This is a genomic window from Anaeroglomus insulsum (assembly GCF_050689095.1).
Lineage (GTDB): Bacteria > Planctomycetota > Phycisphaerae > Sedimentisphaerales > Anaerohalosphaeraceae > Anaeroglomus > Anaeroglomus insulsum.
Genome location: NZ_JBOGCL010000002.1, coordinates 171,756 through 198,374, shown reverse-complemented (window position 1 = coordinate 198,374; position 26,619 = coordinate 171,756). Strand labels below are relative to the sequence as shown.

At 52.4% G+C, this 26,619-nt stretch carries 23 protein-coding genes and 2 tRNA genes; 17 read left to right on the top strand and 8 right to left on the bottom strand.

Features of this window, described 5'->3' with window-relative positions:
* Nucleotides 1-104: 104 nt before the first annotated feature.
* Nucleotides 105-893, top strand: coding sequence for an HAD-IIA family hydrolase (locus ACQ9LF_RS02980; RefSeq protein ID WP_462487878.1), 789 nt, complete (start codon nucleotides 105-107; stop codon nucleotides 891-893).
* Nucleotide 894: 1 nt separating this feature from the next.
* On the opposite strand, the gene ACQ9LF_RS02975 is transcribed toward ACQ9LF_RS02980, so the two are convergent.
* Entirely contained in the window at nucleotides 895-1,833 is a 939-nt protein-coding gene (locus tag ACQ9LF_RS02975; protein WP_462487877.1) for a site-specific tyrosine recombinase, read from the bottom strand.
* A gap of 134 nt (nucleotides 1,834-1,967) precedes the next feature.
* On the opposite strand from ACQ9LF_RS02975, the gene ACQ9LF_RS02970 reads away from it, so the two are divergent.
* The 4 genes from ACQ9LF_RS02970 to ACQ9LF_RS02955 all read left to right on the top strand — a co-directional run bounded on the left by ACQ9LF_RS02970 (nucleotide 1,968) and on the right by ACQ9LF_RS02955 (nucleotide 5,585).
* Nucleotides 1,968-2,540: a hypothetical protein gene (locus tag ACQ9LF_RS02970; RefSeq protein WP_462487876.1), complete on the top strand. Its 573-nt coding sequence runs from the start codon at nucleotides 1,968-1,970 to the stop codon at nucleotides 2,538-2,540.
* Nucleotides 2,537-3,520 carry a UDP-glucose 4-epimerase GalE gene (gene galE / locus ACQ9LF_RS02965; RefSeq protein ID WP_462487875.1) on the top strand — a complete coding sequence of 328 codons (984 nt, stop codon included), beginning with the start codon at nucleotides 2,537-2,539 and terminating at the stop codon, nucleotides 3,518-3,520. The genes ACQ9LF_RS02970 and galE overlap by 4 nt, the downstream gene beginning before the upstream one ends.
* A gap of 41 nt (nucleotides 3,521-3,561) precedes the next feature.
* Nucleotides 3,562-4,869, top strand: a complete 1,308-nt coding sequence (locus tag ACQ9LF_RS02960; RefSeq protein ID WP_462487874.1) for a hexokinase family protein — start codon at nucleotides 3,562-3,564, stop codon at nucleotides 4,867-4,869.
* A gap of 287 nt (nucleotides 4,870-5,156) precedes the next feature.
* Nucleotides 5,157-5,585 carry a hypothetical protein gene (locus tag ACQ9LF_RS02955; RefSeq protein WP_462487873.1) on the top strand — a complete coding sequence of 143 codons (429 nt, stop codon included), beginning with the start codon at nucleotides 5,157-5,159 and terminating at the stop codon, nucleotides 5,583-5,585.
* Nucleotides 5,586-5,590: 5 nt separating this feature from the next.
* Here ACQ9LF_RS02955 and larE read toward each other — a convergent pair whose 3' ends face one another.
* Together larE and ACQ9LF_RS02945 are read right to left on the bottom strand one after the other, a co-directional pair.
* Entirely contained in the window at nucleotides 5,591-6,424 is an 834-nt protein-coding gene (gene larE / locus ACQ9LF_RS02950) for an ATP-dependent sacrificial sulfur transferase LarE (RefSeq protein WP_462487872.1), read from the bottom strand.
* A 71-nt stretch (nucleotides 6,425-6,495) separates the two neighbouring features.
* Nucleotides 6,496-6,567: transfer RNA gene (locus ACQ9LF_RS02945), tRNA-Thr, on the bottom strand.
* Nucleotides 6,568-6,761: 194 nt separating this feature from the next.
* Here ACQ9LF_RS02945 and mscL point away from each other — a divergent pair.
* The gene (mscL, locus tag ACQ9LF_RS02940; RefSeq protein ID WP_462487871.1) at nucleotides 6,762-7,178 is read left to right on the top strand and encodes a large-conductance mechanosensitive channel protein MscL; all 417 of its coding nucleotides are present in this window, start codon (nucleotides 6,762-6,764) and stop codon (nucleotides 7,176-7,178) included.
* A gap of 39 nt (nucleotides 7,179-7,217) precedes the next feature.
* Here mscL and ACQ9LF_RS02935 read toward each other — a convergent pair whose 3' ends face one another.
* Nucleotides 7,218-7,865, bottom strand: a complete 648-nt coding sequence (locus tag ACQ9LF_RS02935) for a precorrin-2 dehydrogenase/sirohydrochlorin ferrochelatase family protein (RefSeq protein WP_462487870.1) — start codon at nucleotides 7,863-7,865, stop codon at nucleotides 7,218-7,220.
* 155 nt (nucleotides 7,866-8,020) lie between these two features.
* Here ACQ9LF_RS02935 and ACQ9LF_RS02930 point away from each other — a divergent pair, with 155 nt between their 5' ends.
* The 3 genes from ACQ9LF_RS02930 (at nucleotide 8,021) to ACQ9LF_RS02920 (ending at nucleotide 9,867) form a co-directional block, all read left to right on the top strand.
* On the top strand, nucleotides 8,021-8,557 hold the full coding sequence (locus ACQ9LF_RS02930) for a FumA C-terminus/TtdB family hydratase beta subunit (RefSeq protein WP_462487869.1): 537 nt from the start codon (nucleotides 8,021-8,023) through the stop codon (nucleotides 8,555-8,557).
* A 52-nt stretch (nucleotides 8,558-8,609) separates the two neighbouring features.
* Nucleotides 8,610-9,677 carry a redox-regulated ATPase YchF gene (gene ychF, locus ACQ9LF_RS02925; RefSeq protein ID WP_462487868.1) on the top strand — a complete coding sequence of 356 codons (1,068 nt, stop codon included), beginning with the start codon at nucleotides 8,610-8,612 and terminating at the stop codon, nucleotides 9,675-9,677.
* A 116-nt stretch (nucleotides 9,678-9,793) separates the two neighbouring features.
* Nucleotides 9,794-9,867: transfer RNA gene (locus tag ACQ9LF_RS02920), tRNA-Val, on the top strand.
* Nucleotides 9,868-10,212: 345 nt separating this feature from the next.
* On the opposite strand, the gene ACQ9LF_RS02915 is transcribed toward ACQ9LF_RS02920, so the two are convergent.
* From ACQ9LF_RS02915 to adhE, 3 genes are all read right to left on the bottom strand, one after another.
* Nucleotides 10,213-10,908 carry a methyltransferase family protein gene (locus tag ACQ9LF_RS02915; protein WP_462487867.1) on the bottom strand — a complete coding sequence of 232 codons (696 nt, stop codon included), beginning with the start codon at nucleotides 10,906-10,908 and terminating at the stop codon, nucleotides 10,213-10,215.
* A gap of 21 nt (nucleotides 10,909-10,929) precedes the next feature.
* Complete coding sequence (locus ACQ9LF_RS02910) at nucleotides 10,930-11,439, bottom strand: cupin domain-containing protein (protein ID WP_462487866.1); 510 nt, start codon at nucleotides 11,437-11,439, stop codon at nucleotides 10,930-10,932.
* 96 nt (nucleotides 11,440-11,535) lie between these two features.
* Complete coding sequence (gene adhE / locus ACQ9LF_RS02905) at nucleotides 11,536-14,166, bottom strand: bifunctional acetaldehyde-CoA/alcohol dehydrogenase (protein WP_462487865.1); 2,631 nt, start codon at nucleotides 14,164-14,166, stop codon at nucleotides 11,536-11,538.
* Nucleotides 14,167-14,471: 305 nt separating this feature from the next.
* On the opposite strand from adhE, the gene ACQ9LF_RS02900 reads away from it, so the two are divergent.
* The gene (locus ACQ9LF_RS02900; protein ID WP_462487864.1) at nucleotides 14,472-14,879 is read left to right on the top strand and encodes a hypothetical protein; all 408 of its coding nucleotides are present in this window, start codon (nucleotides 14,472-14,474) and stop codon (nucleotides 14,877-14,879) included.
* Between the two features lie 7 nt (nucleotides 14,880-14,886).
* Here ACQ9LF_RS02900 and ACQ9LF_RS02895 read toward each other — a convergent pair whose 3' ends face one another.
* Complete coding sequence (locus ACQ9LF_RS02895) at nucleotides 14,887-17,004, bottom strand: spermidine synthase (protein ID WP_462487863.1); 2,118 nt, start codon at nucleotides 17,002-17,004, stop codon at nucleotides 14,887-14,889.
* A 266-nt stretch (nucleotides 17,005-17,270) separates the two neighbouring features.
* Here ACQ9LF_RS02895 and ACQ9LF_RS02890 point away from each other — a divergent pair, with 266 nt between their 5' ends.
* From ACQ9LF_RS02890 to ACQ9LF_RS02860, 7 genes are all read left to right on the top strand, one after another.
* Nucleotides 17,271-17,978: a PTS sugar transporter subunit IIA gene (locus tag ACQ9LF_RS02890; RefSeq protein WP_462487862.1), complete on the top strand. Its 708-nt coding sequence runs from the start codon at nucleotides 17,271-17,273 to the stop codon at nucleotides 17,976-17,978.
* Nucleotides 17,979-18,027: 49 nt separating this feature from the next.
* Entirely contained in the window at nucleotides 18,028-20,034 is a 2,007-nt protein-coding gene (locus ACQ9LF_RS02885) for a proton-conducting transporter transmembrane domain-containing protein (RefSeq protein WP_462487861.1), read from the top strand.
* Nucleotides 20,035-20,098: 64 nt separating this feature from the next.
* Nucleotides 20,099-22,081 carry a proton-conducting transporter transmembrane domain-containing protein gene (locus ACQ9LF_RS02880; protein ID WP_462487860.1) on the top strand — a complete coding sequence of 661 codons (1,983 nt, stop codon included), beginning with the start codon at nucleotides 20,099-20,101 and terminating at the stop codon, nucleotides 22,079-22,081.
* A gap of 1 nt (nucleotide 22,082) precedes the next feature.
* On the top strand, nucleotides 22,083-22,991 hold the full coding sequence (locus ACQ9LF_RS02875) for a respiratory chain complex I subunit 1 family protein (RefSeq protein ID WP_462487859.1): 909 nt from the start codon (nucleotides 22,083-22,085) through the stop codon (nucleotides 22,989-22,991).
* Between the two features lie 2 nt (nucleotides 22,992-22,993).
* The gene (locus tag ACQ9LF_RS02870) at nucleotides 22,994-23,635 is read left to right on the top strand and encodes a hydrogenase (protein WP_462487858.1); all 642 of its coding nucleotides are present in this window, start codon (nucleotides 22,994-22,996) and stop codon (nucleotides 23,633-23,635) included.
* Nucleotides 23,636-23,638: 3 nt separating this feature from the next.
* Complete coding sequence (locus ACQ9LF_RS02865) at nucleotides 23,639-25,069, top strand: proton-conducting transporter transmembrane domain-containing protein (protein ID WP_462487857.1); 1,431 nt, start codon at nucleotides 23,639-23,641, stop codon at nucleotides 25,067-25,069.
* The gene (locus ACQ9LF_RS02860; RefSeq protein WP_462487856.1) at nucleotides 25,069-26,601 is read left to right on the top strand and encodes an NADH-quinone oxidoreductase subunit D-related protein; all 1,533 of its coding nucleotides are present in this window, start codon (nucleotides 25,069-25,071) and stop codon (nucleotides 26,599-26,601) included. The genes ACQ9LF_RS02865 and ACQ9LF_RS02860 overlap by 1 nt, the downstream gene beginning before the upstream one ends.
* The last annotated feature ends 18 nt before the right edge of the window (nucleotides 26,602-26,619 follow it).

The following is a 26,619-nucleotide window of genomic DNA, read 5'->3' as shown; positions in this document are numbered from 1 at the left end:
TTTTATCTATTACAGCGAATCCAGATTCTCAGCTCTAAAAGATATGAAAAGATTGCTTATCCGGGTATAATTCTGAGGCACTAAAAAGAAAGGAATCCGATACGATGACCATGCTTGAGGAAATTCGCAATAAACGAGCCTTTATCTGTGATATGGATGGTGTGATTTATCATGGCAGAAAGGTTTTGCCTGGTGCCAAGCCTTTTATCAATTGGCTTAAGAAAAATGAGAAACCTTTTTTATTTCTGACCAACAGTTCCGAACGCACCCCCCAGCAACTTTCTGACCGTCTGGCCGGGATGGGGATTTCGGTTGGGCCGGATCACTTTATGACCAGCGCCATTGCCACTGCCAGTTTTCTGCGAAGCCAGTCCCCAGGTGCCAAAGTCTATGCCATTGGCGAAACGGGTTTAATGGAAGCCTTACGGGAAGGAGGAATGCAATTTGACAGCGAGAGTCCCGATTATGTTGTTTTTGGCGAGACCACCCATTATACGTATGATAAAATTGAAACTGCCATACGCTGTGTTCTTCGTGGTGCCCGGCTCATTGGCACGAATCCTGATGTTACTGGCCCGGGTGAAAAGGGGATTGTTCCCGCCTGCCGGGCGCTGATTTCCCCGATTGAGCTTTCTACGGGCCGCCAGGCGTATTTTATTGGGAAGCCGAATCCACTGATTATGCGGCATTCACTCAAGAAGCTTAATGTTCGACGTGAAGAAACGGTTATTGTGGGGGACCGTATGGATACGGATATTATTGCCGGCATAGAATCGGAAATCGAAACAGTCCTTGTTCTTAGCGGGATTACCAAAAAAGAAGAAATAGAACGTTATGCGTATCGCCCCAGCCTTGTACTGGATCATGTGGGGCAAATTGCTGAATCGCGATAAGTTACGGTCTGGGGTGAAATTGTTTGTGTATTTTTCGCAGCCGATCGTTGTCCACATGGGTATATATCTGGGTCGTGCGAATATCGGCATGCCCCAGCATCTCCTGCAGAGAACGCAAATCGACTCCGCCCGACAGCAAGTGTGTGGCAAAGCAATGCCTTAGCGTGTGGACTGTCATGGTCCTGGGCATTCCTGCCCGCAGGGCGTGCCGTTTTACGATTCGCCACAAATCAATCCGGTCCATCGCTCGCCCGGTCCGGGTCAAAAACAGGTTTTCGGGGCTTTTGGGTTTTTCTAAAGCTGGGCGAAGATTGTCCAGATATTGCTGGATGACCTGCCCAGCCACTGTTCCCAGCGGTACAATCCGTTCTTTACTTCCTTTACCAAAGCATCGGACATATCCGACCTTGATATTGACATCTCGAATCTTCAGATTGACAACTTCCGAAGCCCTCGCACCTGTGGCATACAACACCTCCAGCAGTGCTTTATCTCGCAGATAGTATGGCTCCTTCGGGTCCGGTGTATCCAGCAGCTTGAATATCTGCTCATATCCGGCCACACTGGGCAGACGTTTCCACAGCTTGGGGCCTTCCAGACTGCTGACAAAATCGTCCTTTAGCTTGCCTGTGGAAAGACAGAACCGCAACAGCATTTTGATGGCTACCATCGCCCGGCTGATTGAGGCTTCGACCTTACCTGCCCGGCTAATAGCTTTTAAATGTCCATAAATATGGGTCACTTCCAGGGCCGAGATTTCTTTCAAATTGATGCCCTGACAATACCGGCAAAATTCCAGCAAATCGCGTCCATAAGCCAGGACGGTGTTGGCGGATAATCCAGCTTCCAGGGCTAAATAGTCCAGAAATTGGCAGACTTCGGCCCCAATTGCATAGGTTCCCAGTTTCTTTTTTAGGGTGATGATTTGGTTGTTCAGCATACCCGAAATTCTAATTCGAAACTCAAGAATTGTAAATTGTTATCCTCAACTGGATAAAAAAGGGGGTTTTGACCCTTGAGAGTTGCAACAAAAGCCGATAGAATAACCCGGAATTTGATAAATAGGGTAAGACTATGAAAAATGGATTTTATCAGGCGATTATAGTTGGTTTATTGGTTGTTGTGGCTGGCTGTGCAAATCAGAACAAGCAGCTTAGCCAGCCATACTGTTTTGACGCCATCGGTACGGAAAAGCTGATGCAGGTTTCCGAAAAAGTGCTGCTGGACATGCAGTTTCGAATCCAGAAATTTGATGTCGACAATGGCATCATCCGTACCCATCCGCTTCGGGCCAAACAGTTCTTTGAGTTTTGGCGCCGGGATAATGTTGGTTTTTATAATTCGGCCGAGGCCAACCTGCAAAGCCTTCAGCGTTCTGTGGAACTGGTCTTTCGTACGGAACAAAATCGTGTCTGTGTAGAATGTATTACACTCGTCCAGCGGTTATCGCTGCCCGAAGAAGCCATCCGAGGCTACAATACCGCACCGGCCCTTTATACCGCCAGTGATCGCAGTAAACAGCGGCTTGAAGTGGAGCCGGAACGGCTTGAACAAATGCGATGGATTGATCTGGGACGTGATGACGCTCTCGAGTATCAAATTATAACTCAAATCCAGAAATCAATTGAAAAGGAACTCCGTTCATGAAAGTTCTCGTTTGCGGCGGGGCCGGATATATCGGCAGCAACATGACCGAACTGCTGAGTCGTGAGGGGCACAGCCCGGTCGTTTTGGATAATCTCAGCAAAGGCCACAGGGCCGCGGTTCAGAAAGCAGAATTCGTTCAAGGCGATTTTGGTGATTTCGACTTTACGGTCGAAGTGCTCAAGAAACACAAAATTGAAGCGGTTATGCATTTTGCTGCGTTCATCGAAGTGGGTGAATCGGTTGAACAGCCGCTGCGATACTATGATAATAACGTCAGCAAAACCCGCACACTTCTGGCGGCGATGGAAGCAGCGGGGGTGCAGAAATTCGTCTTCAGCAGTACCGCTGCCGTGTATGGCATGCCCGACCAGATTCCGATTACGGAAGACACCACCAAATGTCCCATCAATCCATATGGTGAAACCAAGTGGGCAGTGGAGCGGATGTGCCATTTCCAGAGCCAGACGGGTCGGCTGCGTTACGCGGCCTTGCGGTATTTCAACGCCTGCGGTGCCGGCTTTAATGCCACCCGCGGCGAAGACCACAAGCCCGAATCACACCTGATTCCGCTGATTATTCAGGCTGCTATGGGCAAACGTGACAATATCAAGATTTTCGGTACCGATTATCCGACGCCGGACGGCACCTGTGTCCGCGATTATATTCACGTTGAAGACCTCGCCAAGGCTCATTTGCTGGCATTGGCTCGGCTTGATTCAGAAGCCCAGCAGGTGTATAACCTCGGCAACGGCAAAGGCTATACGGTTCGTCAGGTGATTGACTGCGTTCGCAAGGTCTCCGGCAAAGCGTTTAAGGTGGTTGAGACGGGACGCCGTCCCGGGGACCCGCCGGTGCTGACTGCTGATGCAAGCAAGGCACGCAGTGTGCTGGGCTGGAAGACTGATTACCCAGAGCTGGAAAAGATTGTCGAGTCAGCATGGAAATTCCATATCGCCAATCCCAACGGGTATTGTGAATAGCACAACAGCCCCCTTTATTATCCACATAAGGAGAAATGACCGTGAAGACAATCAAACGGAATGTTGTTCGTTTTCTGAGTGATTACGGGATGGACTATCGGGATGTGGATATGGATGCCAATGTAAAGTTGTTTCTGGAGGAGATGCAGCGAGGCCTGGCCGGTAAGAAAAGCAGCCTTGAAATGATCCCTACTTACATCAGTGTCGAAGGCGATGTCCCCACCCATAAAAAGGTTATCGTTGCCGACGCCGGCGGGACCAATTTCCGGGTCGCTACCGTTTATTTCGACCATCAGAAAATGCCCGTGATTGAAAATCTCAAACTGTTCAAGATGCCCGCGGTGGATCGTGAGATGGGTAAAACGGAATTTTTCAGGACGATGGCCGGGTATTTTCGTGATGTCATTGAGGTTTCCAGCAATATCGGTTTCTGTTTTTCCTATGCGGTCCAGATGTATCCTAACAAGGATGGCCGACTGATTCGCTTCTCCAAGGAAGTCCGTGCCGAAGAAGTCAAAGGCCAGCTTGTCGGCGAAAATCTCAATCAGGCGCTGGATTCTCTGGGGATGGGGGGCAACAAGCATATCGTTCTGCTCAATGATACTGTCGTTACGCTGCTGGCGGGAATGGGTTATAAAAATAAGGTGTACAGCGGTTATATCGGGTTTATCCTCGGTACCGGCACCAACACCTGCTATATTGAGAAAAACTGTAATATCACCAAAAACAAGGACCTGGATCCGGCCAAGACTCAGATTATCAATACAGAATCCGGCGGTTTTGCCCGCGGTCATCGCGGCAAACTCGATATTGCCTTTGACAAATCCACCGCCAATCCCGGCGTCAACCCATTCGAAAAGATGATCTCTGGTGCCTATCTTGGCCCGCTGTTTGGGGATATTATCCGCAAGGCCTGCAGGGATGGCTTGTTTAGCAAAGCCGTCGCATCCCAACTAACCGCCCTCAAAGACCTTTCGACTAAAGAGATGAATGAGTTCATGATATATCCCTATGGCAGCAGCAGGCTGGCCGAAATCTGCAGGCGGGGCGGCGATGCGGACACCCTGACGATGTATCTGCTGGCCGATCGCACGACCGAGCGAGCGGCGAAATTCACAGCGATCAATCTTTCGTCCATGGCCATCAAGAGCGGCCAGGGCACCGACCCGTCCAGGCCCATCTGCATTGTCGCGGAGGGCACGACCTTCTACCAGATGAAGACCCTCAAATCTCGTGTCGAGTTCTATCTCAAACAATATCTGGAAAACAAGAAGGGCATCTTCACCGACATCATCTGTGTCGATAACGCAACCCTGGTTGGTGCGGCGATCGCGGGATTGACCAACTGAGTATGGACTCAGTATGTGATTGATATGGCATAGAGACAGTATAGAAGGAGAACCTTATGATATTGCCGTTGACGGAAAACTTTCGGGCGAAAGTTATTTCCCGGGGAATTGTTTTCGCTCTGCTGAGCCTGGGGATGATTTCGTTCTGGATGGCTGGAACATCATTATTTGGCAGTGTATCCGGCAAATCCTTATTTTTGCTGTTTTTTGCGGTACCCTTTTTTATTTTCAGTTATTTTTGCCTTCGCGATGCCTATCTGATGTGGACCGGCCCGTCTGTCTCCGCCATGAATCATTTGGCCTGGATTGTGGCGATTCTGGTGTTTATTGTATCCGGCGTGCTCTTGAATGATCTATTCGGTTCCCTTGATAAACAGCATGTGCATGGCCTTGCGTTATCAGGTCAATTTCTATCGTTATGCGCGGCAGGAGCCGGCTTTTATCTGACAAAATATAAACTGAGCCTATTGCTGAATATTCAAATGAATGAAGACTGGTCAAAAAGGGCTTCGGCCTGGCGTACCTATTTCACATGGCTGGCATTATTCCTGTGGGGCAGTATTGGTGTCGCATGGTTTGAATATGAGAAAAAGACAACGCAGCAAGGCGATGATAAAAATGTCTTGCTGGGAGTAATTGTCCCTCTTGCAGTTGCTATTATTTTTTATTACACCTGCATAGCCATCTTTTGCCGTCGGCCGAAAGAGCAGGAATAAAGGCATTAGTGCATTTTCTGCTCTATTGACAGTCCTTCGTTCATTGAGCCGCTGCGGAAACCCTGTAAATCGAGGGTGACATAGCCAAAGCCGATGGTCTTCAACTCATCCACAATCTGCCTGCGAACCGATTCACTCGTGATTTTCTGGAAATCGTCCGGCCGGACTTCAATCCGGGCAATTACCCCGTGATGGCGAACCCGAAACTCCACAAATCCCAGCCTTCGCAGTACCTCCTCGGCTTTTTCCACCTGGGCCAGTTTTTCCGGGGTAATCTCCATTCCGTAAGCCACCCGGCTGGCCAGGCACGGTGAGGCCGGCAAGTCTGCTGTAGGCAACCCCAGTTGCCGGCTGTATTCCCGAATTTCTGCCTTGGTGATCTCCGCATCCATCAGCGGGCTAAGTACTCCAAATACCTGGGCCGCATGGTGCCCGGGACGGTAATCGTCTTTGTCATCAAAATTGGCCCCGCAAAGGACATAATCGATCCGCTCCTGCCAGGCTTTTTCAGTGAATAATTTGTACAAGCGGCTTTTGCAATGAAAACACCGGTCTGCTTTATTGGCCCGGTAAGCATCGTTGTCCATCTCATCGACCGGGATTTCCTCCAAGCGGCAGCCAACCAGCTTGGCAATCTCACGGGCCTGAGCCAACTGATGGGCGGATAGCGAACTGCTGATCCCGATACAGGCCAGCACATTGGAAGTACCCAGCGTGTCCACGGCGATTTTCAGCAGAAAGCTGCTATCTACCCCGCCAGAAAAGGCGACCAGTACACGTTTCAGGCCGGACAGTTTCTGCCGAAGATGGTTCAGTTTGTCATGGGAGATTGGGGGCATCAATATAGTTAAATACTGGTGATATCGGAATTACTATGAACTATGAACTCAAAACTACGAACTTTTATCAAAGCCGAAGATGGGATTTGAACCCACAACCCCGGCTTTACGAAAGCCGTGCTCTACCGTTGAGCTACCTCGGCGGAAAAAAATGAATATATCTAACCACAGGGGTTTTGTAAAGACTTTTTCCAGCCAGTCCGGGTGTTTATTTCTCTGAAATTAGGCTTTACAGGGGAATAATATCGAATACACTGGATACAGTTACAGAGGTTGGGTTATTTGACAAGTGTAAATTAAATATATCCAGACAACACTTATCTTGAAAGGGCGAATTATGAGCTTATGGCAGGAATTCAAAACATTTGCGATGCGCGGTAACGTGATGGACATGGCCGTTGGTATCATTATCGGTGCCGCATTTGGGCAGATTGTCAATTCATTAGTCAAGGATGTGATTATGCCGCCCATCGGGATTCTTCTGGGCAAGATGGATTTTTCCAAACTTGGCATCACGCTTAAAGCGGCAGTGATGGAAGGGGATAAGGTTGTTGCAGAGGCAGTGAAGATCAATTATGGGGTATTTATCAATACGGTAGTGAATTTTCTGATTGTTGCCGTTGCGGTGTTTGCGATGGTTAAAGTCATGAATATGGCCAAGAAGAAAGAAGAAGCCAAACCGACGCCGCCGCCAGCTCCGACTAAAGAAGAATTGCTGCTGACAGAAATCCGGGATATCTTAAAATCCAAATAACAGAGGTGTCTGGTCCACTTGGCCGGGTGGCCTGAGGGGTTAGCTCTGCTGGATTTTGTGAATTTGTTCGCGGCAGTGCCGGTGCCACTGTTCGGCACCATAGGCGCTGAAATATTCAAAGGATTCGTCGCTGGCCAGATCGCCTAATAGAATCTTGCGATGGTCAGGATTGGGGATTTCCACGATCACATGCCGCCGGACTCTTTCCAATTCTTCGACAAACCGCCCATGGGTCTCGGTAAAGAGCTCCTCAAGTTTTTTCCGGATATGCCCGGCATAGGCTGGACAATTGCCGTCGGTCCCGATGGCAATTTGTAAATTACCCCGTTTAACCACCGCCGGGACATAAAAATCACATAACTCCGGCTGATCCACCACATTGCACAAAATCTCGAGTTCCTGGCAGTCTGCGTAGATCTGTTTATTCACTGCCATATCATTGGTTGCGGCAATACACAAAACCGCACCCACCAGATAATCCTTCCTGTAAGTACTTATCACCAATTTCACATTGGGCAGGTTAAATGCGGACACCATATTGGCCGGTACATGTTCAGCAACGACTGTCACACGTGCTCCGGCTTCAACCAGGGATTGTGTTTTCCGCAGGGCTACCGTTCCCCCGCCTATGACCACCGTCCGGCGGTTTGACAATTCAAGATAGATTGGATATTTAGCCATACTCATATTATAACCCGTTTTGGGATGTCCAGAGCAAAAAAATGGGGTAATTCGTCAAAAAATACAACTTCAAGGTTAGAATCTTCAGTTTTCAGTCGAAAAACGCGAAAAATTTGCTAAAATAGACGCAAACTTTTATCTTTAATATGAATAATTGAGCCATGACCATAAAATCCATACAATTACAGACGCCACTGGATGATGCGGACGTCAAAGCCTTGCGGGCTGGCGATGAAGTCCGGATCAGCGGCTATGTCTATGCTGCCCGGGATCAGGCCCATAAGCGGCTATGTGCCCTGATTGAGCAGGGGCAGCCATTGCCATTTGACATTCGTGGAGCGATGATCTATTTTGTCGGTCCGACACCCGCCAGGCCCGGCCAGGTTATCGGAGCTGCAGGACCGACCACCTCCAGCCGGATGGACGCCTTTAGTCCGATGCTCTACTCGCAGGGCCTTAAGGCTACGCTGGGCAAAGGCTACCGCAGTTCCGAAGTACGCCAGGCCCTGCAGCAGCACACTGCAGTTCACTTGTCCACGCTCGGCGGGGCGGGGGCGCTGCTCAGCAAACACATTGTCGCAAGCGAACTGGTCGCCTACGAAGACCTGGGTGCGGAAGCCATCCGCAGGCTCACATTTAGGGATTTTCCGGCTGTCGTTGCGTATGATGCGTATGGTAATACTGTTTACCAGCTGTAACCAGCTTTGGTTTCCAATAATAATAAACCGATAACAATATGAGGTAGTTTGAATGAAAGTTGCATTAATTGGCCTGCCCCAATCTGGCAAGAGTACGATCTTATCCGCTATCTCCGGCAAAGCCCCGGCGATGATGGGGTCCACTGAAATCCATGAACAGATTGTGCCGGTACCCGATGAGCGGCTCGATTGGCTGAATAACCTGTATCAACCCAACAAGCTTGTCCCCGGAACCGTGGACTGTCTCGATTTGCCGGGAGTGTCTTTTGCGGATGAGCATGGCAGAGCCGCTGCACGCAAGTTGTTCGGCAACATCCGTACCGTGGATATGTTTGTGCTGGTGGTGCGGGCATTCGCCAATGATTCAGTGCCTGCGTATCGTGAACGTATCGATCCAGCCAAAGACCTCGAAGAGCTTCGCACCGAATTCCTGCTGGCTGATCTTGAGCTGGTCACCACCCGCATCGAACGCCTCGAGAAACAGGTCAACAAACCCACCAAGACCCAGGCTCAGGATAAGGCTGAGCTGGAATTGCAATTGAAACTGCAAAAAGCCCTCGAATCTGAACAGCCTGTCAGGAGCGTCATCCAAAGCGATCATGAACTGGAGATTATCAAGCCACTGGGCTTTCTGACGCTGCGTCCCATGATGGTTGTTGTCAATGTTGGCGAAGACCAGATCGACAAGCCTATTGATTTGTCCAGGGTTGCTCCCGGGGTCGAAATTGTTCAGCTTTGTGCCAAAATCGAAAGCGAGCTGGCCAGCCTGGATCCGGAAAGCCGTAAGGAATTCATGGCCGATCTTGGCCTCAAAGAGCCGGCTTCCATCAAATTTGTCCAGAGTTGCTACAAAACCCTCGGCCTGATCAGCTTTCTGACGGTTGGCAAAGATGAAGTTCGAGCCTGGCCCATTACTGCCGGAACGACGGCGCTTGACGCCGCTGGCAAGATTCACAGTGATATCAAACGCGGCTTCATCCGTGCCGAGACCATGGCCTACAACGACCTTAAACAGCTCGGCGACGAAAAAAATGTCAAAGCGGCCGGCAAAATGCGGCTCGAAGGCAAGGCCTATGTCGTTCAGGATGGTGACATTATCAATTTCCGCTTTAATGTATAGAGGCAGAATAGCCAGGATAGTGGATGGGGTAGGGATACATAAATTGCTATATTATAATCCTTGTCCACAAACCTCTTGACAGAGCTGGATTTTGGCTATATAAATTATTTTCTTTCGGGCGTTTAGCTCAGTTGGTTAGAGCGCACGGATCACACCCGTGAGGTCACAGGTTCGAGTCCTGTATCGCCCATTGGACAAGATTTGTCTTGAATTTGTTCTGCTCTGTAACAACCCGCAAACATAGAGATTTATGTAATATCCTCGGTTTTTTGATGGTCCATACCAGTCCCTGATTGTGCCGCTTTTTTGGGCCTTTTTGCATACTTGAAGTATCTTATTCAGTACCCCGCTAAGGTTAGGTAAACTGCTGATGAGGTTATGGTCGGAGTATAGTTGGGGACGGGGACAAGCATTTTCCGCATAATGAGCAGATTGCCTTCCAAAGGAAAAAGACAGCGTTACGGAAATCCGTAAAAGGCCGTTCCGGGAAGGTGAGAGATATTTTTCCCATGTCCCGACAAGACAAAAAATCTGCTTACCAGAGAAGCGGGATGAGACGATACCGTGTTTTCTGGCAGTAGTCCGGATAGCCCGGCAACTGGTCTCGCAGCAGGGTTTCTTCCTGCAGGAGCCTGAACACGATCAACGGCGGCAGGAGGGCAAAGGGAATTAACGCCCAGTAGGACCCGAGTGCCAGCGGGGTAAAGAGATAAAATAGGATGGCACCCAGATACATCGGATGGCGAACCAGGGCATAGGGGCCAGTGGAGATGACCTGCTGCCCCTGTTCGACTTCAATGATGCGTGAGGCGTAGGTGTTTTCCCGAAAGACGAAAAAGATCATTGTGTAGCCCAGAAAGACAAACACATCGGCGATAAGAACCAGTGCCGCCGGGACAGCCGACCCCAGGTGACGATGGTCCAGGCCGGCAATTATCAGGCCTGCGAAAAATAGAAAACCCATCAGCCGGACGATCCATTGCTGCGTTTTTTGTTTTTCGCGTTTTCGGGCGCGTCGCGACAGCAGGGCGGGGTCATATTTCCATAAATACATCAGTGTGGCCATGGATGGGATGGAAATGAAACCATAATAAAGCCACCCCTGCCAGTAGTGAAAGCTCCCGGCAGGCATAAACAGGAGCATTGCCAGGATAACGTAGAACAGGCCTGCACGGATTAATAACCGTCGTTGTGTTTTACGGATGTCCAACTGAGGTTCGTTGTGGTTCATGGTGTTAATTGAGCCTGATTATCAGGTCAGTTGCAGGATGTCCTTTTTCCGTTTGGGCCAGCGGGCGATTAAGTCTTCCGATCTGCCGTGCTCGTAATCTTCGTATTCGAATCCGGGCGCGACGGTGCAGCTCATCAGGCACCACCGGCCGGCGTCGATGAGCCGGGCTCCCTGCCATGTGCCGCGAGGGACGATGACCTGGACCTGCTGGCCGTGCAGGATATCGGGTCCGATGACGATTTCGCGGCTGGTTCCATCCGGACACAGCCACAGCATCCAGGCTGGGTCGCCGAGGTGATAGTGGAATATTTCATCGCTGCGGACGCGGTGCATCTTCGAACATGACTCCGGAGTTAACAGATACAGAATATCCGTGCAGTAACAGCGGTCGCCGGGGTAGCGGGCAGCCAGGCTGGTCCGGGCGATTTTCTCGGCGGCCCGATAGGTCTCCACGAACCAGCCGCCTTCCTGTCCCAGCGGCTGCATGCCAAAGTGGTCAATAATCTGTTGTGCGGTATAGCTGTTCATCATTGCAGCAGTATAGCATCAAGCCATGATGCCACAAAATAAAAAAGGCCGAACACAAGGTCCGGCCATACTATAGAACATCGGCGAGAGCCAAAAGGGTTAGCGTTTAGGAGGATTGAACGCCTGAATATACAACTGTTTAATCTCGCCGAATAAGGGATATCGCGGGTTAGCCCCAGTACACTGGTCATCGAAGGCCATTTCGCTAAGCTCGTCAAGGCTGTTCATGAATGTCTTTTCGTCTACGCCGGCGTTTTTGATGCAGGCCGGGATGTCCAGTTCGTATTTCAGTTTGTTGATAGCCCCGATCAGGCTTTCGACAAGCTGGTCATCGTTAGTGCCGGGCAGTTCCAGATACCGGGCGATGCGGGCATAGCGGGCCTTGGCGTTGGGATACTCGTACTGCGGGAAGGCCGTCTGCTTGCGCGGGGCGTCGGTGGCATTATAGCGAATGACCTCATTAATCAGCAGGGCATTAGCCAGGCCGTGGGGCAGATGGAACATGGCCCCCAGTTTGTGGGCCATTGAGTGGCACAGCCCGAGGAAGGCATTGGCGAAGGCCATTCCCGCCATCGTCGCGGCGTTGTGCACTTTTTCGCGGGCCAGCTCATCCTTGGCGCCGTTTTTATATGCACGCGGCAGGTATTTCATCAGGATGCGAATGGCTTCCAGTGCCAGGCTGTTGGTATAGTCGGTGGCCGTCACCGCGGCAATCGCCTCAATCGCGTGGGTCATTGCATCAATACCGGAATAGGCGGTCAGGGTCTTGGGCATGTTCATCACCAGCTCGGAATCGACGATTGCCATGTTGGGTGTCAGCTCATAGTCGGCAATCGGGTACTTCCGGCCAGTCTGGTCATCGGTAACCACGGCAAACGGCGTCACTTCACTGCCGGTACCGGAGGTGGTGGGAATCGCCACGAGGATTGCCTTTTGGCCGAGTTTTGGGAACTGGTATACGCGTTTGCGAATGTCCATGAACCGCATGGCAAGGTCTTCAAACTCCACGCCGGGATGTTCGTATTGCAGCCACATAATCTTGGCCGCATCCATGGGGCTTCCGCCGCCCAGAGCGATAATTACATCCGGCCCGAAGACGTTCATCTGCTCAACGCCTTTGTGAATTGTGCTTAGATCCGGGTCGGGTTTGACTTCATAGAAGATGTCACTTTCGATACCCATTTGTTCCAGGATCTGAGTCACTCTGTCAGTCATTCCGAGTTCAAACAGCGGCTTATCGGTCACGATAAATGCCTTCTTTTTGCCCGCCAGGTCCGACAGGGCAATCGGCAGGCAGCCGCGTTTGAAATAGACTTTCGGCGGGACACGGAACCACAGCATGTTTTCACGCCGTTCGGAAACGGTTTTGATATTCAGCAGGTGCTTGACGCCAACGTTTTCAGAGATGCTGTTGCCGCCCCAGCTTCCGCATCCGAGTGTCAGTGACGGTTCCAGACGGAAATTGTAAATATCGCCAATGGCGCCATGACTGGAGGGCTGATTAATCAGGACGCGTGCCGTGGACAGATGCCGACCGAAGACCTCGATGCGGTTGTCGTTGGCTTCATCGGTATAAAGCACGGCGGTGTGGCCCATGCCCCCGAACTCGACGAGTCTGGCTGCGACCCTGACGGCATCCTCAAATGCAGGGACACGGTACATCGCCAGAACCGGCGAGAGTTTCTCAAAGCTGAACGGTTCGGTTACACCTACGGTCTCAACTTCGGCAATCAATATTTTGGTTTCTTCCGGCACATTGAAGCCTGCCAATTGGGCGATTTTGTGTGCGGATTGTCCGACGATAGCCGAATTCAGCTTGCCGTCCTTGACAATGGTCTGGCCGAGGGCGGTCTTTTCTTTGCCTTTGACGATATAGGAACCGCGACGCAGGAATTCATTGCGAACTTGTTCATAGACAGCCTCTACTACGACAACTGACTGCTCTGAAGCACAAATCATGCCATTATCAAAGGTTTTACTCAGCAGGATGGAGTTGACGGCCATTTGGATGTCGGCGGTTTCGTCGATGACGGCGGGGGTGTTGCCTGCCCCCACACCCACGGCGGGCTTGCCGGAAGAGTAGGCCGCACGAACCATGCCTGGGCCGCCGGTAGCCAGGATCATATTGACCAGTGGATGGGTCATCAACTGATTGCTCAGTTCAACGGTGGGCTCCTCGATCCATCCAATGATGTCCTGCGGGGCACCAGCCTCCACTGCCGCCTGGAGAACGACCTTGGCGGCTTCTATGGTGCACCGTTTGGCACGAGGGTGCGGCGAGAAGATGATGCCGTTGCGGGTCTTCAATGCCAGCAGGGCCTTGAAGATGGCCGTGGAGGTAGGGTTGGTTGTGGGGATAATCCCCGCCAGAATCCCGACTGGTTCGGCAATCTTTTTGATGCCAAAGGTCTCATCGTCTTCGATGATGCCGCAGGTGGGCGTGTTTTTGAATTTGTTAAAGACAAATTCGGATGCAAAATGGTTTTTAATCACCTTGTCCTCGGCGATGCCCATGCGAGTTTCCTGAGCGGCCAGCTTGGCCAGCTCGATGCGTTTGGAATTGGCCGCCATTGCTGCTTCACGGAAGATTTCGTCCACCTGTTTCTGGGTATAGCTCGAATAGAGCCGCTGGGCGTTTTTGACCTTTTGGATCAAAGAATCCAATGCTGCGGCCGGAGTTGGCGTATTGTCGACAACCGTTGTCTGTTCTTTGTTAGTCTGAGTAGTCATTGTACATTCTCCTGAATATAATAAATAGGGAATCGTCTTTGTGTCACAATCGGACTGTTACTGTTTATATCAGTAAATTAATATCGATATATTACAATCCATTGCTATTCGAGTCAATAAAAAATGTGAAAAAAATCATAATATATTTATTTTTTTATATTCTGTTGTTTTTATAACAATAATTATTGTTCTTTATTGGTATATTAATGCGGAATTCTAATTAAAACCGGATAAAATTGTGTTATAAAGGTCTCTATGCCGATAAGTTTTCAATAGGAGTTCAATTGCAAAGGCAGGGATTGATCATGCGTGATGAAAAAATGCTGAAAATACTCCTGCAAATCACAGGCGGGGTAATGATGATGGCGATTGTCTTTGTTTTTTGTCCATTTTCGTGGATGCAGGCCATCCATAAAATGATTGGTCTGGGCGAACTGCCGTTCACGCCGTTGATGGCGTACCTAACTCGAAGTTTGTCCGGCCTTTATGTCCTGTTAGGGTTTGTTTTGGTTTTTATCGCTCGGGATATCCCGCGATATCTGGACCTGTTGCGGGCATTGACCTGGTTGAGCCTGGCGGCATCGGTGTGTCTGGCTGTATATGATTTTGTGATTAAGATGCCGCTGTTCTGGTCGTTGTCGGAAGGACCGGCGACGATTGTATTGTGTGTCGCTATCCTGTTGCTGTGCCGGAAAATCAGCCGCACGTCCTGAGTGAGAATTATTCGACTTTTTTCTTCAATATTTGCAGCAGGTTTATGTGGTCATCGGTCCATAAATTCACTCCGCTGCTATCCGGGGGCTGGGTGCTGATCGCCTTGGCTATCTGCGGTGTCGCCAGCATGGCAGGGTTGCGGCTTAGCAGTATCCAGTCCGAAAACACGCTGCCGCTTTGCGGATTGATCTGGCCTTCAATGTAGACTGAGTGGAGATGGTATTCCTCGGCCATCCGCCAGACGACTTTTTCCAGATGCAGATAATTGGACGAGATATGAAATGCCAGCACGCCATCGCTGTTAAGGTGCTTCAGATAGATTTCGATAGCTTCCTTTGTCAGCAGATGTACCGGTACCGAGTCAGAATTGAATGCATCAAGGACCAGGACATCGTAATTTTGCGGCGGCTGATTCTCGAGTGTCAGTCGTGCATCCCCCAGAAGAATCTGAATCTCCGCTTTGGATTCGGATAAATAGGTAAAATAGCGTCTGGCCAGACGCTCCACTTCGGGATTGATTTCATAAAAGCAAATCTGGTCCGTCGGCTTGCCGTAGATGGCGATAGTCCCCACACCCAAGCCGACAATCCCGATGCGGCGATGGTCCTGTTTGGGCATTGATTCCAGCAGCAGACCCACGCCGCTGGTTGGGCTGTAATAGGACGTGGGCAGCAGTTTTTTGTCGGGTGCCTGAAACTGCAATCCGTGGAATGTGGTGCCGTGCTGCAGGAGTAATTTATGATCTTCCGGGATGTGCGGTGCTTCTTCCCATACGGTCAGCACCCCGAAGAAATTACGGACATTAATAATGGCGGTTTGATCCTTGACGGATTTGCGTCCCTGAAACACGATGCCGACGGCGCCGACAAGCACCAGTGCCGTTACCCAGATCCGCCGGCGTTTTTGCTGGTCGGGTTTCAATCCCTGCTGGGCCATCATCACGGCTGCCGCCGAGGCCAGCAGGCCCAGGTGCAGTTCGTGATAGACTCGGAAAATGAGCGGAGCGATTACTGCCACCAGAATCCCCCCAATGGCTCCGCCTGTCGAGATTGCCAGGTAGTATGCTGTCAGTTGCGAGGACTCTGGCCGCAGGCGGAACAGTTCACCATGACAGACCATCGAGCAGAAAAACAGCATCGCCAGATAGAGTCCAACCATCGTTGCAGTGTTGAGATGTTCTCCGAGGTTGATGGCGATAATCACGCCGATAATTCCGGCCATGAACAGGATCAGAAAGACCGGTCGGACATACCAGCGGGGATGGTCAAAGCAGATGATAAACGACAGCAGATACAAACTCAGGGGCACAATCCATAAAAACGGAACGACCGCGATATCCTGTGTGATTTTGGTTGTCACCGCCAGCAGCTCAACCGATGCGCAGGCCGGCAGGGCGATCCACAGCCAGAACAGCGACCGTGTGATTTTCGGCGCAGGCTTAAGGGACTCGGGGCCTACCGATGCGTCAGCGGCAGGGGCGGACCGCCATTGGAGGAGTGCCGCTGCCGCATACAGCCCCGCATATATCAAAAAACCTGCCGACCAGAATTTGGCGATTGCCAGCCGGGTAAAATACGGCTCGAAAAACAACGGGAAGCTGACTAAGGCCAGCAGGGATCCGGCATTGCTGAGGGCATATAAACGGTAGGGCGACTGGCCCGGCAAGAGCTTGGCAAACCACGATTGCAGCACTGGCCCCGTGGTGGACAGCAGAAAATACGGCAGTCCCACGCTGGCCGCACATATTAGCAGTATCTTGAGTATCGGGTTGTCCGTTGGTGCGGGCTTCAGCGAATCGGCCGGAACCACCGACAGCGTTACTGCCGCGATGACCAGAAGTCCAATCTGGACAAGACTTTGCCTCCGGGGAGTCAGAAAGCGGATGCACAGATGCGCCCATCCGTAGCCGGCCAGCAGGAACAACTGAAAAAACAGCATACAAGTTGTCCAGACCTCAGGGCTGCCCCCAAACCACGGCAGCAGAAACCTCCCGATCAGCGGCTGGACCTGAAATAGCAAAAACGCTCCCAGAAAAATGGTTACTGCAATCAGCGAAGCAAATCCGGGTCGCTTGACTGCGACAGTGGTCTGAATTTTTGTTGTCTGGTTTACTTTGTTTTTCATTTTCGTCTGGATTTTAAATGGCTTTTGAGCTTATCGGGTTTCAGTAAAAAAATCAATTTATATCCCATAAAAGATTATCCGCAAAGAATATAAGGATAAGTCAGGAAAACAAAAGGAGGGGGAATCACACAATAGAAAATGTGGATAATCCTATATTGATAATATGATGTGTGTCATTTTTGGATTTATATTGACATTCTTGGACATGCTGTAATAAAATTCCATGGTGTCCTATTAAGGGCAAATATTACTGTGGAGAGTCATAAATGCAATTGTCAGTAAAAGATACAGCGGCGCTGTTAAATGTTTCTGAAAAAACGATTTATCGCTGGATTAAGCAGGAAGCGATTCCGTTTTATCGAATCAATGAGCAATTCCGATTCAACCGGTCCGAATTGCTGGATTGGGCTACCTCCCGGCGGATTCAAGTATCACCGGAGATTTTCAAGGAAGTGGACCCGAATAAAACACCGTTACCCAGTTTGACGGATGCATTAAAGGCCGGAGGGATTTATTATCGTGTTGGCGGCAACGACAAGCCGTCCGTTTTGCGGGCAATTGTTGACGTGCTGAATCTTCCGGAGGAAGTGGACCGAGAATTCCTGTATCAAGTGCTAATGGCTCGTGAAACGCTCGGTTCGACCGGTATTGGGGATGGAATTGCGATACCGCATGTCCGGAACCCAGTTGTTCTGCATGTCTCAAAGCCTAGTATGGCCCTGTGTTTCCTCGATCACCCGATTGATTTTCATGCGATTGACGGTCAGCCGGTCGGTACTTTATTTACGCTTACCAGTCCCACTGTTCGGGCGCACCTGCATATGCTGTCGCGTTTGGGGTTTGTTCTGCAGAATCAGGAATTCAAGGCAGCCCTGAAACGTCAGGCCTCGCGAGAGGAATTAATGGAGACTTTGGCCCGTGCCGAAGCCTCGCTGCCAACAGCTCCTGCGACTCAGAATGGTCAGAGTAAATGATTTGACGTGAACGGATGCCGACGGATTGCCGGCCTGAAAGGATGCATTGATGTCTTTATCCCTGATCCTGATAGCAATTGGTCTTGCAGCCGCCAGCGGTCTGCCGGGACTGGGCCTGTCGCGGTCATCAGTCTGGGTGCAGAGGTTGTCCGCTGGGTTTATGATGCTTGCCGCGATTTCAGGATTGAGTGGTGCTGCGGGGGGCTTATTCACACAGTATAATCCAATTATTCAGTTCCCCTGGCAGGCGGCGGGGGATTCCTTTGTTGGCCTTGATGCTCTCAGTGCTTTTTTTCTGTTTCCGATTTTTTTGATGGGGGGGCTGGGGGCGATTTACAGCCTTGGCTACTGGTCCCAGCAGGAGTATCCGCACAATGGCCGGAAACTTCGCTTGTTTTGGGGTTTGTTGACGGCGGGGATGGCGCTATTGGTCATTAGCCGACATGCCATGGCCTTTTTGTTCGGATGGGAAGTGATGGCCCTCGCGGCATTTTTTCTGGTCTCGACCGAAGATGAAAAAACCGAGTGCCAGCAAGCGGGCTGGATCTATCTGATTGCCACGCATATTGGCACACTGACTTTGTTTGGCATGTTTGCCCTGTGGCGATGGGCTACGGGGTCTTATACCCTGACGCCGGTCGCTCACGATGTTCTCAGTCTGCCGGTGATGAACATCCTGTTTGTTATGGCGCTGGTTGGATTTGGGCTTAAGGCAGGTGTCATGCCGCTTCATTTCTGGCTGCCTGGAGCGCACGCCAATGCTCCCAGTCATGTCTCGGCGATGCTGTCGGGGGTGGTGCTCAAGATGGGCATCTACGGATTGGTACGGTTTTTGTGGCTGCTTTCCGACCCGCCTGCTGTCTGGGGCGGCCTGATTCTTCTGCTGGGCGCTGTTAGCGGTTTGCTTGGCGTTGTATTTGCCATCGGTCAGCACGATCTCAAGCGCCTGCTGGCTTATCATAGTGTTGAAAATATTGGTATTATCCTGATGGGGCTTGGGCTGGCGATGCTGGGTCGTTCTCTGGACCGGCCCGAATGGGTCGTGTTGGGACTGGCCGGGTGTCTGCTGCATGTGTGGAATCACAGCCTGTTCAAGGCATTGTTGTTTTTATGTGCCGGCTCGGTTGTGCACTGCACCCATACCCGCCAGATTGATCATCTCGGCGGGCTGGCCAAAGCCATGCCCTGGACTGCGGCGATGTTTCTGGTTGGTGCGGTTGCCATCTGCGGGCTACCGCCGCTGAACGGCTTTATCAGTGAATTATTTGTCTATTTGGGCTTGCTGGGAGCGATGTCTTCGGATGGGACCACTGGCTCGGCGGCGGTTCTTGTCGTACCTGTGCTGGCGATGATCGGGGCACTGGCAGTGGCCTGTTTTGTGAAAGTCTATAGCGTGGTTTTTCTCGGCAGCCCGCGCACGCCGGCTGCGATGAACCCCCACGAGGCTCCGTTTTCGATGCGAGGACCGATGATTGTGCTTGCTGTCTGCTGTGCGGTGATTGGCATTGTGCCGATTTTGCTGAGTCCCGTTCTAGATTCTGCGATTGCCGTCTGGATGCTGGATTCGGATCTTATGTCGCCTGGTGTCTGTATGGCGGCCCCGCTGGGAGCCATCAGTGTGCTGTCTATCGTGCTGATCACTTTGTTTGCGGGATTGTCGCTGGCTCTGGGGCTGCATCATTCGCCTCTGCGTTCCACGGTGACCTGGGATTGCGGCTATGCCGCCCCGACCAGCCGGATTCAATATACGGCGTCTTCGCTGGCCCAGATGATTGTGGCCTTATTCAATTGGGTGCTGCGTCCCCGGATGCACAAGCCGCATGTCGAAGGTGTATTTCCTCATGCGGCACAGATGCACAGCCACGTGGACGATGCGGTTCTGGATAAGGTGCTGCTTCCTTTTGGGAGCAGGATTGAGAGATGGTTTGGCTGGTTTCGTCGATTCCAGCATGGCATGATACAACAATATGTACTCTACATCCTGATTGCGGTAATCCTGATGCTGAGTACATTAATACCTTTTGAGGAATTTATGACGCGACTGTTTGCGCGTTGAGTGTTAAAGAAGATGAATGCGGCCGCGGTTGATATGCGATCCGTATCAAGGATATGAAAACAATATGAGTGTGTGGATGATACTTGCGGCGATTGCCGCACTGGGCCTTAGTGGTCTGCCGGCGTGTCTGTTTTCGTCCCGGTGGGCGGCGGGGCAAAAGCTGACAACATTATTGATGCTGCTGGGCAGCGGACTGGGATTGAGCGGTGTTGTGATGTCGCTGAATGAACCAACAACGGCGTCGGTGGGTGCTGCATGGTTTTTGCCCTGGGGCCGATTTGCTGTTGCCATCGATCCGCTCAGTGTTGTGTTTCTGCTGCCGGTGTTTGTGGTGCCGGTGCTGGGTTCGATTTACGGCCTGGGTTACTGGAACCAATCCGAGCATTCGAGCAATGGCCGGCGGCTCGGGTTGTTTTATGGCCTGCTGGCCGGTGGGATGGCGCTGGTGACGATTGCCCGGGATGGTGTTCTGTTTCTGATTGCCTGGGAAATCATGGCAATTGCCGCCTATTTTGCCGCGACTGCCGAAGATGACAACCCTGAAGTTCGCCGTGCGGGCTGGGTGTATCTGATAGCGACCCATATCGGGACCCTCTGTCTGATAGCGATGTTTGCCCTTTGGAATCAGGCGACGGGATCCTTTGCCCTAAGTCCGACACAAGGCATGTCGTCGGAACTGGCCGGAGCACTTTTTATCCTCGCAGTGATTGGTTTTGGCTTCAAGGCAGGCCTGATGCCGCTGCATGTCTGGCTGCCGGGTGCTCACGCCAACGCTCCCAGCCATGTCTCGGCGGTCATGTCCGGTGTCATGCTTAAGATGGGCGTATACGGGATTGTCCGGATGACTGCTCTGTTGCCGGCTCCGGAGATGTGGTGGGGCGGTGTCTTGCTGGCTGTGGGGGCGGTTACGGGGATTGCTGGCATTGCCTTTGCGATTGGTCAGCATGACCTCAAACGCCTGCTGGCCTACAGCAGCATCGAAAATATTGGCATTATTGCGATGGGGCTGGGGCTGGCACTGCTGGGCCGCACGCAGGATCGTCCCGACTGGGTTCTGCTTGGACTGGGTGGGGCCCTGCTGCATGTCTGGAATCACAGCCTGTTCAAGTCGCTGCTGTTTTTTAATGCCGGTGCGATTATTCACGCCGTGCATACACGGGATATCAACCGGTTGGGCGGCCTGACACGACACATGCCGCTGGTGATGGGACTATTTGTCGTGGGGGCGGTTGCCATCTGTGGATTGCCTCCATTGAACGGCTTTGCCAGCGAATGGCTGCTGTATGTAGGCTTATTCCGTACACTCGGTTCGGAAGTGCAGGCGGGTTGTCCAGCTGCGGCACTGGCGGCGGTGGCTCTGGCGATGATCGGGGCGCTGGCAGTGGCGTGTTTTGTCAAGCTGCTATCGGCGGTTTTTCTGGGTTTGCCGCGTTATGCCTTGCCGGGGCATCCGTATTCGGTCTCGACCCGCATGACGATTCCCATGCTCCTGCTGGCCGGTGGATGTACAGCAATAGGGCTGTATCCGATGTTGACCATCGGTTTGCTCGAAAGAGCTATCGGCATGTGGATGACATTGCCTGTCATGGCGAACTCTGTCAGAGCGGTTGCTCCGCTGAACTGGGTTACCATGCTGGGGCTTGCCCTGATTGTTCTGGTTGGTCTGATTAGTCTGGTTGTGAGGTTTTTGCCCATGTCAACCGTTGTTCGCGAAGTGGGTACCTGGGATTGCGGCTACAGCCGACCGACTGCCCGCATTCAGTACACCGGTTCGTCACTGGGCCAGATGCTGGTCAGGCTGTTCGGATTTTTCCTGTGGCCCAAAACCGAAGGGCCAAAACGGCAGGGCATTTTTTCCGGGGCCACCCAGTTCAAGAGTCTTGTTCCGGATACGGTGCTGGACCGGCTGGTTGTACCCGTGTTTAATCTGGCCGGGCGATACCTGCCGTGGCTGCGGATTATGCAGCAGGGCCAGACGCATTTGTATGTACTCTATATTATTGTCATTGTGATGATATTGATGATTTGGGGGGCGATTGGGAATTAGTATGGTCGAAAAAGTGATTCATATTGGGGTGCTGCTGGTTTTGCCGCCGCTATTGCTGGGCGTGATCAACAAAACCAAGGCGTGGTTTGCCGGACGCAACGGTCCGGTTTTGCTGCAGGTCTATTACGATCTGTTCAAGCTGATGCGCAAGGGCATGGCCATCAGCACGACGACAACCTGGGTTTTTCTGGCCGGGCCGGTGATTACCCTGGCTACCGTCCTGCTGGCGGGGTTGCTTGTGCCGATGGGCCGTTTTGATGCCCCGATTGCCTTTACGGGCGATCTGATTCTGTTTGCGTATCTGTTCGGCCTGGCGCGATTTTTTACGACCACCGCGGCGATGGATACGGGTTCTGCCTTTGAAGGCATGGGCACAGCGCGTGAGGTGACCTTTGCCTGTTTGTCTGAGCCGGCGTTATTTTTTGCTTTGCTTGTGCTGGCCAAAGTGTCTGGTTCGCTGAAGCTGACCGAGATGCTGCATGGCCCTGCGGGTGGATTCACCGCAACGGTGGCGGCGCCGCTGGTGCTGGTAGCTATTGGCCTGTTTATTGTGCTGCTGGCTGAGACCTGCCGCATTCCCGTGGATGATCCCAATACCCACCTCGAACTGACCATGATTCACGAGGTGATGGTGCTGGACCACAGCGGTCCGCTGTTCGGGGTGATTGTCTATGCTGCGTCCCTTAAGATGCTGGTTATCGGCTCGGTCCTGCTGCATGTGGTCTTTACGTTCCAGACCGGCCGGGCGTGGCTGGACTGGCCTTTGTTTATCGGCGAACTGCTCGGGCTGGCCGTGGTGATTGGGGTTGTCGAATCTGTGATGGCGCGACTTCAGATGCGCCATGTTCCGTATCTGCTGATTGCCGCAATCCTGTTTTGCGGTTTCGGTTTTATTCTGCTGGTGAGGTAATTATGACCAATCTGCTTAATGCTGTTCTGGTATTGCTGCTGGTGATGAATTTGGCGGCGCTGGGCACCAGCCGTATCCTGGCGGTTACGCATATTGTTGCCGCGCAGGGTGTCCTGCTGGGGCTTATCCCGCTATTGGTGCATGAACACCTGTCGATGGCAGTGGCCCTGACGGTGATCGCGGCGGTGGTGATCAAGGCTGTCGTTATTCCTGCGATTATTATTCGTGCCCTGCGGGACGCCCAGATCAAACGGGAAGTTGAGCCGCTGATCGGTCTGCTGCCGTCTTTGATTCTGGGTGCGATTGCCACAGCTTTTGCGCTGCTGTTTGCTGACCAGCTTCCCCTGGCTAAAACTCATGAAGGTACTCTGATTGTCCCCACAGCTATTTCGACAGTCTTTGTCGGTTTTATTGTCCTGGTCACCCGCTACAAAGCCATCAGCCAGGTCATCGGCTACCTGATTCTCGAAAACGGCATCTTCATCTTTGGTATGCTGCTGATCGAGGCCATGCCGCTGGTGGTGGAACTGGGTGTGCTGCTGGATCTGTTTGTAGGCATTTTCGTAGCCTGTATTATCATTAATCACATCAACCAGGCGTTTTCCTCGATGGATACACGCAAGCTGGTTTCTCTGAAGGAATAATTCATGGCTTGGGTAATGATTTGTTTTCCGTTGATGATGGCAGCTCTGACTGCGGCGATTTCCTCCAACCGCCTGCGGCCCTGGCTGCTGCCGGTGACCGCCGTGGTGCATCTGGCCATGGTTGTGTTTGTCCTGTCCCGGCCGGAGCTGATGACTGCTGCGGCGTGGCTGGTGCTGGATCCGCCCGGACGCATCGTCCTGCTGGTGGTCAGTGTGCTGTTTTTGTTCTGTTCGTTCTATGCTGCCGGATACCTGCAGTATCGGTCCGAACGTCCCAACCGCGTCTTCTGTGCCTGTCTTCAGGCTTTTGTCGGCATCATGAGCCTCGTTGCCTGGTCGCATCATCTGGGGCTGATGTGGGTGGCGATTGAAGCCACCACGCTGGCTACGGCACCGCTGATATACTTCAATCACACCCAGCGCAGCATCGAAGCCACCTGGAAATACCTTATCGTCGGCTCTGTGGGTATTGCGCTGGCGTTGCTGGGTACTTTTTTTCTGGCCTATGCCTCGCTGGAAGGCGGGCTGGAATCCACAATGACTTTTGAATCCCTTCTGCAGCACGCCTCGCAGTTATCCAAACCGTGGCTTCGGGCGGCATTTATTCTGCTGCTGGTCGGATATGGTACCAAGATGGGCCTGGCCCCGATGCACACCTGGAAGCCGGAAGCCTATGGCGAAGCTCCCGGCGTGGTCGGCGCGATGCTGGCCGGCGGTGTTACCAGTTGTGCGTTCCTTGCGATACTGCGCATCTATCATATTTGTCTGGCCGCCGGAGAAAACGTTTACATCTCCCGACTGCTGATATTTATGGGGCTGTTTTCTATGGCTGTCGCGGGTCTGTTTATGGTTGGCCAGCGGGATTTCAAACGCATGCTGGCCTACTCCAGTGTTGAACACATGGGTATCCTGGCGCTGGGGCTGGGTATCGGCGGACCAGCGCTGTTCGGCACGATGCTGCACGTCATTACCAATGGCATGACCAAAGGAGTCTTGTTTCTGTCGGCTGGCAATATTCATCGTGCCTACGGCAGCAAAAACCTCGATCAGGTCAGCGGTGCCATGCGTAAGGTCCCCTTGTCCGGGATGCTGTTTCTGGCCGGCTTTCTGGCCATCACCGGCTCGCCGCCATTTGGCCCATTCATTAGTGAATTTGCCATTCTCAACGGTGCATTTAATGCAGGACGCTTCATTGCCGCAGGGCTGTTCCTGTTTTTGCTCCTGGTGGTCTTCATCGGCATGGGCTCGACTGTCCTGCAGGTGGTTCAGGGAACGCCATCGAAGGAAATCACGGATAAACCCTATCGCGAGAGTATTCTGACGGCCGTACCCGTTGTTGTCCTGATGGCGATTGTGTTGCTCATCGGTTTGTATATCCCCGCCCCGTTAAGTGCATTAATTAACGACGCGGTGGCTTTTCTGGAGTGTAAATAATGACTTCCAACACGATACAGTTTGCGACGCTGACCAGTGGTCGGGCCGTGAGGCTGGATTCAATTCCGACTCTGACGATGGACGATTTCCAGCAGGGCATCTGCAATGCCGTTGCATTCGATCATCGCGTTTCAGCCCTGTTTGGCGTCTCGACCAGCCAGGCCGACCTGACACAGCTATATGTCGTTCTGGCCGATGACGCCCAGAACCAGCTCTATGTCGGCCGTACCGAAGTCAAAGGGAACAGTTTTCCGTCGCTGACCCCGCGCTGCCCGCAGGTCCATCTGTTCGAGCGTGAAATCGCCGAGCAGTTCGGCCTTAAGCCCATCGGTCATCCCTGGTTCAAGCCAGTTCGGTATCATCGGTCTTTGACCGGACGTGATGCCTGGGACCGGCCTGCCAGCGAGGCCATCCTGCCTGCCGTCAGCGATTTCTATCGCGTCGAAGGGGATGAAATACACGAAGTTGCCGTCGGTCCCGTCCACGCCGGCGTGATCGAACCGGGCCATTTCCGCTTTCAGTGCCATGGCGAAAAGGTCTTTCATCTGGAAATTGCTCTGGGCTTCCAGCACCGTGGTGTCGAGCAGGCCCTCATCGGCGGCCCCAATCGCCGCAGTCTGCATTATGCTGAAACGCTGGCCGGCGATACGACCATTGCCCACACCACCGGTTATTGCCAGATGATCGAGGCGTTTGCCCGCTGTCAGAAATCCGCCCGTGCCCAGACGCTGCGCGGTATCGCTCTGGAACTCGAACGCCTGGCCAATCATATCGGCGACCTTGGCGCTATTGGCAATGATGTAGGGTTCCTGCCTACTTCCAGCTATTGCGGCCGGATCCGCGGCGATGTGCTCAATATGTCGGCGGTGCTGTGCGGCAGCCGCTTTGGCCGGGGTATGGTCTGTCCCGGCGGAGTCGGCTTCAATATCGACGACGCCCGTGCCGCTGAACTTCTGCGTCGGCTGGATTTGGCCGAACGCGACGCTACCGTTGCCATCAACCTGCTCTGGGATACGCCGTCGGTCATGGCCAGGCTGGAAAACACCGGCCCGCTGCCGCGTCAAATCGCCATCGAGCTGGGTATCGTCGGTCCCGCGGCTCGTGCCGCAGGTTTGGCCCGTGATATCCGTCAGGACCAGCCCTCGGGCATTTTTCGCTTTGTCCATGTGCCTGTATCCACCTGTGAGACCGGCGATGTCTTTGCGAGGGCCTTTGTCCGCTGGCTGGAGATCCAGCAGTCCTTCGAGTTTGTTCGTGAACAGCTCCGTGCTATCCCTGCCGGGGCACCCCAGTCGTCGGTTGGTTCACTTGCGTCGGAAAGTCTGGCGGTCACGCTCAACGAAGGCTGGCGCGGCGAGGTTTGCCACGTTGCTATCACCGACTCGCAGGGCCGCTTTGCCCGCTACAAGGTGGTGGACCCGTCTTTCCATAACTGGTCGGGGCTGGCCTATGTTCTTCGCAACCAGGAGATTTCCGATTTCCCATTATGCAATAAAAGCTTCAACCTTTCGTATTGTGGATATGATTTGTAATATATATCCAACGGATAT

Excerpts from the sequence above, each read along its gene's own strand:
- ychF (WP_462487868.1), top strand. The coding sequence starts at position 8,610 with ATGAAAGTTGCATTAATTGGCCTGCCCCAATCTGGCAAGAGTACGATC.
- ACQ9LF_RS02955 (WP_462487873.1), top strand. The coding sequence starts at position 5,157 with ATGAATCATTTGGCCTGGATTGTGGCGATTCTGGTGTTTATTGTATCC.
- ACQ9LF_RS02875 (WP_462487859.1), top strand. The coding sequence starts at position 22,083 with ATGGTCGAAAAAGTGATTCATATTGGGGTGCTGCTGGTTTTGCCGCCG.
- ACQ9LF_RS02885 (WP_462487861.1), top strand. The coding sequence starts at position 18,028 with ATGTCTTTATCCCTGATCCTGATAGCAATTGGTCTTGCAGCCGCCAGC.
- ACQ9LF_RS02890 (WP_462487862.1), top strand. The coding sequence starts at position 17,271 with ATGCAATTGTCAGTAAAAGATACAGCGGCGCTGTTAAATGTTTCTGAA.
- larE (WP_462487872.1), bottom strand. The coding sequence starts at position 6,424 with ATGCCCCCAATCTCCCATGACAAACTGAACCATCTTCGGCAGAAACTG.
- ACQ9LF_RS02860 (WP_462487856.1), top strand. The coding sequence starts at position 25,069 with ATGACTTCCAACACGATACAGTTTGCGACGCTGACCAGTGGTCGGGCC.
- ACQ9LF_RS02915 (WP_462487867.1), bottom strand. The coding sequence starts at position 10,908 with ATGAACCACAACGAACCTCAGTTGGACATCCGTAAAACACAACGACGG.
- galE (WP_462487875.1), top strand. The coding sequence starts at position 2,537 with ATGAAAGTTCTCGTTTGCGGCGGGGCCGGATATATCGGCAGCAACATG.
- ACQ9LF_RS02980 (WP_462487878.1), top strand. The coding sequence starts at position 105 with ATGACCATGCTTGAGGAAATTCGCAATAAACGAGCCTTTATCTGTGAT.
- mscL (WP_462487871.1), top strand. The coding sequence starts at position 6,762 with ATGAGCTTATGGCAGGAATTCAAAACATTTGCGATGCGCGGTAACGTG.
- adhE (WP_462487865.1), bottom strand. The coding sequence starts at position 14,166 with ATGACTACTCAGACTAACAAAGAACAGACAACGGTTGTCGACAATACG.
- ACQ9LF_RS02900 (WP_462487864.1), top strand. The coding sequence starts at position 14,472 with ATGCGTGATGAAAAAATGCTGAAAATACTCCTGCAAATCACAGGCGGG.
- ACQ9LF_RS02935 (WP_462487870.1), bottom strand. The coding sequence starts at position 7,865 with ATGAGTATGGCTAAATATCCAATCTATCTTGAATTGTCAAACCGCCGG.
- ACQ9LF_RS02895 (WP_462487863.1), bottom strand. The coding sequence starts at position 17,004 with ATGAAAAACAAAGTAAACCAGACAACAAAAATTCAGACCACTGTCGCA.
- ACQ9LF_RS02865 (WP_462487857.1), top strand. The coding sequence starts at position 23,639 with ATGGCTTGGGTAATGATTTGTTTTCCGTTGATGATGGCAGCTCTGACT.
- ACQ9LF_RS02880 (WP_462487860.1), top strand. The coding sequence starts at position 20,099 with ATGAGTGTGTGGATGATACTTGCGGCGATTGCCGCACTGGGCCTTAGT.
- ACQ9LF_RS02975 (WP_462487877.1), bottom strand. The coding sequence starts at position 1,833 with ATGCTGAACAACCAAATCATCACCCTAAAAAAGAAACTGGGAACCTAT.
- ACQ9LF_RS02910 (WP_462487866.1), bottom strand. The coding sequence starts at position 11,439 with ATGATGAACAGCTATACCGCACAACAGATTATTGACCACTTTGGCATG.
- ACQ9LF_RS02870 (WP_462487858.1), top strand. The coding sequence starts at position 22,994 with ATGACCAATCTGCTTAATGCTGTTCTGGTATTGCTGCTGGTGATGAAT.
- ACQ9LF_RS02930 (WP_462487869.1), top strand. The coding sequence starts at position 8,021 with ATGACCATAAAATCCATACAATTACAGACGCCACTGGATGATGCGGAC.
- ACQ9LF_RS02970 (WP_462487876.1), top strand. The coding sequence starts at position 1,968 with ATGAAAAATGGATTTTATCAGGCGATTATAGTTGGTTTATTGGTTGTT.